Origin of the sequence: Pseudoalteromonas sp. SR45-4 (assembly GCF_014163535.1) — a bacterium.
Classification (GTDB): domain Bacteria; phylum Pseudomonadota; class Gammaproteobacteria; order Enterobacterales; family Alteromonadaceae; genus Pseudoalteromonas; species Pseudoalteromonas nigrifaciens.
Genome location: NZ_JACJDO010000029.1, coordinates 42,426 through 50,606, shown reverse-complemented (window position 1 = coordinate 50,606; position 8,181 = coordinate 42,426). Strand labels below are relative to the sequence as shown.

The 8,181-nt window shown below is 39.2% G+C and carries 9 protein-coding genes and 1 pseudogene; 2 read left to right on the top strand and 8 right to left on the bottom strand.

Translation table 11 applies throughout. The annotated features are described in order from the left end of the window. Positions 1–228: pseudogene (locus H5058_RS12675) on the bottom strand (hypothetical protein); the annotation flags it as partial. Positions 229–445: 217 nt separating this feature from the next. On the opposite strand from H5058_RS12675, the gene H5058_RS12670 reads away from it, so the two are divergent. Together H5058_RS12670 and H5058_RS12665 are read left to right on the top strand one after the other, a co-directional pair. Continuing rightward, on the top strand, positions 446–1,426 hold the full coding sequence (locus tag H5058_RS12670) for a tRNA-dihydrouridine synthase (RefSeq protein WP_182678485.1): 981 nt from the start codon (positions 446–448) through the stop codon (positions 1,424–1,426). 60 nt (positions 1,427–1,486) lie between these two features. Beyond that, positions 1,487–1,813 (top strand): conjugal transfer protein TraR, encoded by a 327-nt coding sequence (locus tag H5058_RS12665; RefSeq protein ID WP_089368028.1) that lies wholly within the window; start codon positions 1,487–1,489, stop codon positions 1,811–1,813. Between the two features lie 35 nt (positions 1,814–1,848). Here the strand turns inward: H5058_RS12665 and H5058_RS12660 are convergent, their stop codons facing one another. The 7 genes from H5058_RS12660 to H5058_RS12630 all read right to left on the bottom strand — a co-directional run bounded on the left by H5058_RS12660 (position 1,849) and on the right by H5058_RS12630 (position 7,927). After that, positions 1,849–2,892, bottom strand: a complete 1,044-nt coding sequence (locus H5058_RS12660) for a hypothetical protein (protein WP_182678483.1) — start codon at positions 2,890–2,892, stop codon at positions 1,849–1,851. Between the two features lie 62 nt (positions 2,893–2,954). Then, a complete protein-coding gene (locus H5058_RS12655; RefSeq protein WP_011327876.1) occupies positions 2,955–4,214 on the bottom strand; it encodes a lipopolysaccharide assembly protein LapB in 1,260 nt (419 codons plus the stop codon). 11 nt (positions 4,215–4,225) lie between these two features. After that, positions 4,226–4,843: an energy transducer TonB gene (locus H5058_RS12650; protein WP_011327875.1), complete on the bottom strand. Its 618-nt coding sequence runs from the start codon at positions 4,841–4,843 to the stop codon at positions 4,226–4,228. Beyond that, on the bottom strand, positions 4,843–5,247 hold the full coding sequence (locus tag H5058_RS12645; protein WP_007583867.1) for a biopolymer transporter ExbD: 405 nt from the start codon (positions 5,245–5,247) through the stop codon (positions 4,843–4,845). Before H5058_RS12645 ends, H5058_RS12650 begins: the two co-directional genes overlap by 1 nt. A gap of 14 nt (positions 5,248–5,261) precedes the next feature. Continuing rightward, complete coding sequence (locus H5058_RS12640; RefSeq protein ID WP_011327873.1) at positions 5,262–5,786, bottom strand: MotA/TolQ/ExbB proton channel family protein; 525 nt, start codon at positions 5,784–5,786, stop codon at positions 5,262–5,264. After that, on the bottom strand, positions 5,786–7,150 hold the full coding sequence (locus H5058_RS12635; RefSeq protein ID WP_011327872.1) for a MotA/TolQ/ExbB proton channel family protein: 1,365 nt from the start codon (positions 7,148–7,150) through the stop codon (positions 5,786–5,788). The genes H5058_RS12640 and H5058_RS12635 overlap by 1 nt, the downstream gene beginning before the upstream one ends. A 6-nt stretch (positions 7,151–7,156) precedes the next feature. Further along, positions 7,157–7,927 carry a DUF3450 domain-containing protein gene (locus H5058_RS12630; RefSeq protein WP_011327871.1) on the bottom strand — a complete coding sequence of 257 codons (771 nt, stop codon included), beginning with the start codon at positions 7,925–7,927 and terminating at the stop codon, positions 7,157–7,159. Positions 7,928–8,181 lie beyond the last annotated feature (254 nt).

Below are 8,181 nucleotides of genomic sequence, written 5' to 3'. Positions count from 1 at the left end.
AGCTTCGCCACAGTTGCCTTCTTTTTTAGCTTTTGCTTCGCCGCCACATTTACCTTCGCCACACTTACCTTCGCCACACTTACCTTCGGTAGCATCTATTTGATAGCCGGTAACCATTTGTTGAAACTCAAAAGGATTGGCTTGCACATCCACAGATACAAAGCTTGCAGAGCCAACAACAACTGCACCTAGTGTTAACGCGATTGAACTTTTTTTGATTGTATTCATTATATGACTCTCTTTTTAATAAGATTGTATAACCAAAGAATTGGAAAATACGAGTATGTATTTAAGTAGACCTGTATAAAAATAAAAAATTTCATTTTAGTTTAATTAATTGTAAACTTTTTGGCTAAAGTAACTATGCGCGGTAATTACGGATTTATCAATTTATGATTAACGGTTACACTACACATCCCTTTATTTAGCCATAATTAATCTTTCTATGAAACTTGTTTTAGCACCGATGGAAGGTGTTGTTGACTTCAAAATGCGCCAACTTCTTACCAATATAGGTGGTTTTGACTTATGTGTGACTGAGTTTGTGCGTGTTGTTGATGCTTGCTTACCTGATAAAGTTTTTTATCGTTACTGTCCTGAACTTAGCAATAATGGCCTCACTAGTGCTGGTACACCGGTACGCATTCAGTTATTAGGTCAAGTTGCAGGTGCGCTTGCAGAAAATGCAGTTAAAGCAATTAGTTTGGGCTCCCATGGCATAGACCTAAATTTTGGCTGCCCTGCAAAAACTGTTAATAAAAGTAAAGGCGGAGCTGTACTGCTTAAAGATCCCGAGCACATGTATGAAATAATTAAAGCGGTAAGAGACGCCGTTGATAGCAAGCATCAAGTGAGTGCAAAAATTCGTCTTGGTTTTGATGATGACAGTAACAGCCAAGAAATAGTAGATGCTGTTGTCAGCGCTGGTGCAAGTAGCATTGCAATTCATGCTCGCACTAAACGTGATGGCTATAACCCACCTGCTTATTGGGAAAAGATCCCACCTTTAATTAAAGATAAAGATATTGCGGTTGTGGCCAATGGCGAAATATGGCAAGTAGCTGATGCTATGTTGTGCCAAAAACGCAGTGGTTGTACCGACTTAATGCTTGGTCGTGGTGCGTTATCTCATCCCGATTTAGCAAAAAAGATTAAAGCGAATATAAATAATGAACATTATGTAGGGCTCGAGTGGGAGCATATTCTTTATCATTTAATAAATTCTGCTATTCATCACGACCCGGCTAAAGATGAAAAGTACTTTGCATCGCGTACTAAGCAGTGGTTAGGCTACTTAAAGCGTCAGTACCCACAGGCAATAACATTATTTGACGAGATCCGCCGGTTAAAGGCCAAAGAAGATGTCGCAGAGGTACTAAGTAAGTATGCCAAAGCGCCACAGTTTGATGCAAATCATAACGCGTAAGTAAATCTACCTAGATAATACCCCTATTGCTCAATGCTAATTATAAAGGGGTTATACACGATGCAACATCAGCAAAGGTTAATTAATGAAATAGAGGAAGTAAAATTAACTATATTAAACTTACTTTCTCAATCAGCGCATCTATCTCATCAGCATTTATTATCTTTATTAACGCAAACAGTCAATGCAGAGTGGCTCGATTTGGCGGCGCAAAAACTAGGTCCCGAATACGGTGAATATATTCAACGAATGACCACTTTAGAGGCTGCTGTGAGTCAAATTGAGATAGGTCAGTACGGTTATTGCTGTGATTGTGAAGAGCCTATAACCACAGCATTACTCGAATTAGATCCAGCTACACAACGTTGTGAACAGTGCGCTAAATAAAGCGCACATTGAGCAACGTTAAGTCGCTGGAGCAGTTAAAGTAATTGCTGAGTAAAGCTAAATGCCTGCCCAGGGTAAAGCACTATGTTTTTAACTAATCTTGTTGCATCTATTTCGCTAATGTTTAAACGCTTTATTAAGTTAACCTTTGCCTGTGGCAAGGTCCACGCATGAATATGCAATCCAACATCAGTTTCCATCATTGCTAACATTAGCGTTTTTTGCTGCGCTAAAAGTGATTTGTTTTCAGCTATAGCGGGTAAGTTTCTAAACCCCGACAACCAATCTAAACCTGGTACCTCTTTATCCCCATTAGTAAATTGCACCAAAAATGACTGTGGATAAATTTGGCTAACCTCCTGATTGGCTGGTTGTGTACTTTCCTCTTTTAACTGCTCATTTATAATAGTAAGCCACTCTAGCGGAGAGTGCACTGTACCACTAAAATAGTTTAGCTTACTTTGATACCACTCACTGCCATTAGCTAAACCATATAGCCCGACACTTCCTCTGGGGCTATATTGCACTAAATAATCTTTTAAAATATTAAGTTGAGCTAATAAGCTATTGGGTATGTTTTTATCGTTTAGTGCACTAAGCACATAATTTTTTATTAAATTGTGTTCAATTTTATTCAACTTTAAATTGCTTAATTGCGCACTTTCTAGTTGTCGCTGCACAAATTCAAGCCAATTACTTATATTTTGATAGTCACTTTCTGAACTTGCTAAGTTAAGTAAATTAACTAAAACATTTGTATGTGCTGGCCAGGCAAAGTAACGCTCAGGAAAACGCTCTGCAATAACAAGATAGTTAACCTGCTCAGTTTGCTGCTTGGTTAGTTGCATTTGCATTAAGCTTTGATAAATAGCGTGGCGTTTTTTTAAATACGCATCTGTAAAAGGCAATTGCTCACTACGCAGCCCTGTGTGTTTACTATTTTTTGGCTGATATAAAGCTAAGTTAAGCGATTTTAATGCGTGCTGCGCTTCATCAAACGATGTGTACTGCTGTGGTTGCTTAGAGCAAGAGGCCAAAAATAGACAAAGTAAAAATGAAAAAATAAGCGTTTTGTTCATGTTCATCCCAATAAAAAAAGCCCCAATGGGGCTTTTTAAAAATTGCTAATATACATTAAAAATTAAATTTTAACACCGTTGCGAGCGGCTTTATCTTTAATATATGTAGCCCAACCTTTTGCAAACTTACGCGTGCGAGGGTCATCCATAGCTTTAGTAATTGCAGCATGTGCTTGCTTATACTTAGCTTGGTAGTAGTACGCTTCAGCTAAATCTGAATAAATAGTGCCCTTTTTATCAGAGCCTAACTCTAGTGCTTTGTTCAAACGAACAACTGCAGCGCTAAAGTTTTCAGATTGTAAAAGTAACGAACCGGCTTTGCGATAAAGCTCAGCATCGTTATCAAATTTTGCAGCTTCTTCGTAATACTTAGCGGCTTTTTCAATATCTTTTGAACGATGGTAGTTACTAGCAATTGCACTAATATTTTGCTTAGTGCGTTGTACTTTTTCTTCTTTAACACCTTTTTCAAGCGTTAATGCTGCTTTATAAGGTATTTCGTTTAAAGAATAAAAGTTAGCTAGTACTTTGTATTCAACTTCGTTCTCAAAGTAACCGTTTTTGTATGCAACTTCCATAGTTGCAAGGCCTTTTTTGTAGTCTTCAGTTTGTAAGTAATACTTACCTAAGCCTACCCAAGATTTTTTATCATCTGGCCATACACGAACGATTTCTTCTGCAACTTGAACCATATTTTGATACTGCTTTTGTTCAAAATATGAAGCTAGCTTAAGTTGATAAGGAGCTTTTGTTGGCTCTTTTTCAAGCTTAATCGCTTTATCTGCAGGTTCTATAACATCCTTAAACTGTTTAAGTTCGTAACTTGCTTGCGCAATACGAGTATAAACTTTCGGATCTTCTTCACCTGTAAAGTCCATCCAATCAGCGTAGGCTTTTTTTGCAGCACTATATTGCTCAGTACCTGCATACATATCACCTAAGGTTTTTAAACCCTGTGCTTGATCGGCAAAGTTTAATACATCTGGTGCAATCGCTGCTTTCATATACTTAATGGCTGTTTTGTATTGCTCTTTTTGAGCATACATACTACCTAAGTAACGATTTACAGTTGCTTTGTCAAAATCGTTAGACGGATCTAACTCTTTAAGTAAAGCAAGTGCACCATCAACATCATCTTCATTATACAAGTCAAACGCTTTAATTACCTTTTTACCAGTACGCTCGCCCATGATTTTAGTTTTTGCTTTTTTACGCTCTTCAATTTTTGCGTAATTTGGCGCCGCTAAAACAGGTGCAGTCAAAGCTGCACCCGACACAGACATAAGAATTGCAAGAGCAGTTACTTTAGATAAATTTCTCATTACTCGCCTCCTTAGTTGCCTTGGTTAAGTTTAAAGTCTAATTGAACTTGTAAACCAACTTGTCTTTGTGGTTTACCGTCAATAATTTTAGGACGGTACTTCCACTTGCGCAATGCACGTTTAGCTTCACGGTCAAAGACACGTTTTGGGTCAGCGTCAATTACATCAACGTCAACCACGCCACCTAACTCATCGATAGTGAACGAAAGTTGAACCCAACCTTCTCTACCATCACGTGCTGCTTGCGTTGGATATTTTGGTTCAATTCGAACGATAGGTGTCGCATCACCATCTCGTCCAAATGCACCCGGACCACTTAGTCCACCTGCCGTGCTTCCCACATCGATGCTTGGCATATTAAATGACAATCCACCAGGATTAGGGTTGTTATTTTCCGGCTGTGGCGGCTGCGGTTTAGGCGGCTGCTTAGGCGGTGGAGGAGGAGGAGGCGGAACACGCCTTCTTTCCTGCACCTTAGATTCAGGCGGATTCGTCATTATTTCGACTATGATCTGCTCTTTTTGTTCAGTATTACGGTCAGCCCCACCAGAGATGAGGAATGCCATGAAGTAGAACAAGCCGAAAGTAACTGCCCCACCTGCAATCAGTGAAAACAGAAAACGAATCATTACTGATCTCCAGCGATTGAAATTCTTAGGTTATCACCCGTCGCTTTAATCTGGTCCATCACTTTAACTACCGTGCCGTGCTTAGCTTCTTTATCAGCTTGTATAATCACAACTTCGGTAGGTTGCTCTGCTAATAAACTTTCAATTTTTGCTGAAATACGTTCAACATCAATTTGTTGTTTATCAACCCAGATTTCGCCGTTACTACGTATAGCAATAAAAATGTTAGCATTTTTTTGCTTAGTAGCTTGGGCAGCTTTTGGTTTATTGACCTCGATACCAGCCTCTTTAACGAACGATGTAGTTACGATAAAGAAAATAAGCATGATAAATACGATGTCAAGCATCGGCGTCATATCGACCGCTGCTTCTTCTTCTTCACGAAAACGTTGTTTACGTGCCATATTTAATTCTCTCTCTAGTGATGAGGCATGTTATCTACAAGTTTGGCTTTCACCATTTTAGCTTTTGTCTCAAGACGTGAGCTAAAAAACACTCCAGATAGTGCCGCAACCATTCCAGCCATTGTTGGGATTGTTGCCATTGAAATACCTGATGCCATTAATCGTGCATTACCAGTACCTTGACTAGCCATGGTTTCGAAAACCGAAATCATACCCGTAACAGTACCTAACAAACCTATTAAAGGACAAACAGCTACTAATGTTTTAATCAACAACATACGCTGATCTAATTTTTCAGACGCTTCAGAAATCCATGCTTCACGGATTCTGTGTGCGTACCAAGACGTAGTGTCTTGGCGGGCATCCCACTTTGCAATAATTTCTTGCGATAAACGCGGAAACTCTGCAAGTAAGAACCAATAGCGCTCAATCATTAAAACCCACATCAGAAAGAGTGCTATCGCGACCACGTATAAAACCTGGCCGCCTGTGCCAACAAAATCCCTGATAGATTCCCATATCTCCATCAGGACTAGCATTAGGCTTTCTCCTTCTCCGCGTGAGTCGCAACGATACCTGCGCTTTGCTCATCTAGGATGTGTAATACCGACTTACTACGACCAGCTACAAGTGCGTGAAGTAGAATTAGTGGTAGTGCAGCAATTAGACCTAGCGCTGTAGTTACAAGTGCTAGAGAGATATTACCAGCCATGATCTTCGGATCGCCCGTACCGAACAATGTGATTGTTTGGAACGTTAATATCATACCGATTACTGTACCTAGTAGACCAAGTAATGGTGCGATTGCAGCAAGGATCTTGATAATGTTGATACCAGCTTCGATGCGTGGCGTTTCACGAAGAATCGCTTCATCAAGTTTAAGCTCAAGGTTTTCAACATCTTGATTCTTGTTGTCATGGTACACTTTAAGAATACGACCCAATGGGTTATTTGTATTCGGTGTAGCAACATTTTTAAGTTGGCTCTTAATTTTGCTTGTAGTAAGCGTAAGGTCAACAAAACGAATTAGAGTAATTAACATACCTAAAGCTAACAACGCAGTAATTATGTAACCTACTACGCCACCTTGATGGAAGTATTCCATAAGTGTTGCTTTTTGAGTGTTAATACGCAAAATCGCGCCACGTGTTGGATCCACATATACACCAGCATAGTTGTCAGGTGATGTTTTTTCAAGGTCTGCAATACCGTCTAAAATGTAGCTATCAGGCTGCTTACCAAGTGGTTGAATCGACTTTGTTTCTGGTGAATAAATTAAGTAACCGTCATCTGTAACTAAGTTAAAGTTACCAATACGTGTTACTTTTTTCATTGACGGGTTACCGTCAAGACCAGCAACTTCAGTTTCAAAAGTAGAAACTTTAGCAGACTCTGTCATTTCAGTTTGAAGTGAAATCCAAAGCTCTTCTAACTCACGAACTGTAGGAAGCTCTTTAGCCGCAGCTAATGAACGTAATACTTCAGCACGACCTGGCTTTTCAGCACTTACTAATGACGCTTCGATAGAACCGATAGCATCTTGAGCTGCACGACGTACAACACCAAACATTTCACCAAGTGTACCTTGAGCATTTTGTAGTGCTTGCTCTTTCTCAGCTAGCGTGTTTTCGTTTTGTGCATACTCTTTAGTTAAACGATCGCCACGTGACTTTTCAGCAACTAATTGGCTTTTCGCTTTATTAAGTAATGATTGCTTGTCAGCACGTTCTGATAAGAACTCTTGCTCACGTTGCTTATTGATTTTACCTTCAGAGATACGCTCTTGCTTTACTTGCTCAAGAATTTTATCTAATGCATTCGTATTTGCGTGTGCATTAAGCGCGGTACCTGCAGAAACAGTTAGTACTGCTGCAACAGCAAAACCTTTAAATAGTTTCTTCATTATTGATTACTCCGCGCCAAAAATTGGTAGTTTAACAAGTTCTAGTGTCGCTTGCTTACGTGCCATACGGATCACTTCTTTAACAGGTTTTAGGTATTCTTCACCTAATTCTTTCCACTGTTTAGTGTTGTTATCCCAAACCCAAGCATGTTTCAAGTCAAATGACTGTGCAACATAAGTAATACGACCTAAACGACCGATATCAACGTTAATGCTACGGCCATCAACATCAAGCGTACCTTGTGAAGCATTTACAGCTGAGCTGTATGATGTTTCTACTGTGTAAGCTTCAAGTACTTGACGGAATTTCTCAGACGTTGTTACAGAAGAAGAAGACATGATTTCACGTAATCTTTCAACACGACCTAAGCGCGTTTCAAGATTAAATGGAACGTCCGCTTTGATGAATTGCTCAAGCGTATCGATCATGCGATACATCAGAGGCACAACGTTTTGTTTAGTGTTATCAATAGTTGCTATTTGACGGTCAAACGATTCAATAGACGCGTTTTGGTCATCAACCAAACGTGCTACGTGATCGTTGTACACTTTCATAAGTTCAGTCTCATCAACAATGCTACGGTACTCAGCTATTAGCTCTTGAGTTTGACCATATACATTGTCAATTTTAGTTTGAGACTTAACTGCAGCCTTTTGAATTTGCTGACCTGCTTGTTGCACGTCATTCAAAGGATCTGCAATCACATTGCTGCTTGCAAATGCAAATGCGCCAACCAACGCAGTTGCTACAAGACTCTTTCTGATTTTAACAGACATAGTTCCCAACCAATTAAGTAATGTTACTTTTATAATTTAATTATCAACCTACAAGAGGAAGACAACCCTGATATCTTTTAATAGATATCAACCTTTCAATAATGCTAAATGCAGTAAGTCATGTCAACTTGATGTTTAGCATTACCTATAAATAAATATGCATATGAACTAGTTATTTAATATACCAACCCGATAACATTAACATTATTGCAACCACTTTACCGCAAATACTTTCATGAAACCCTTTTGTAATA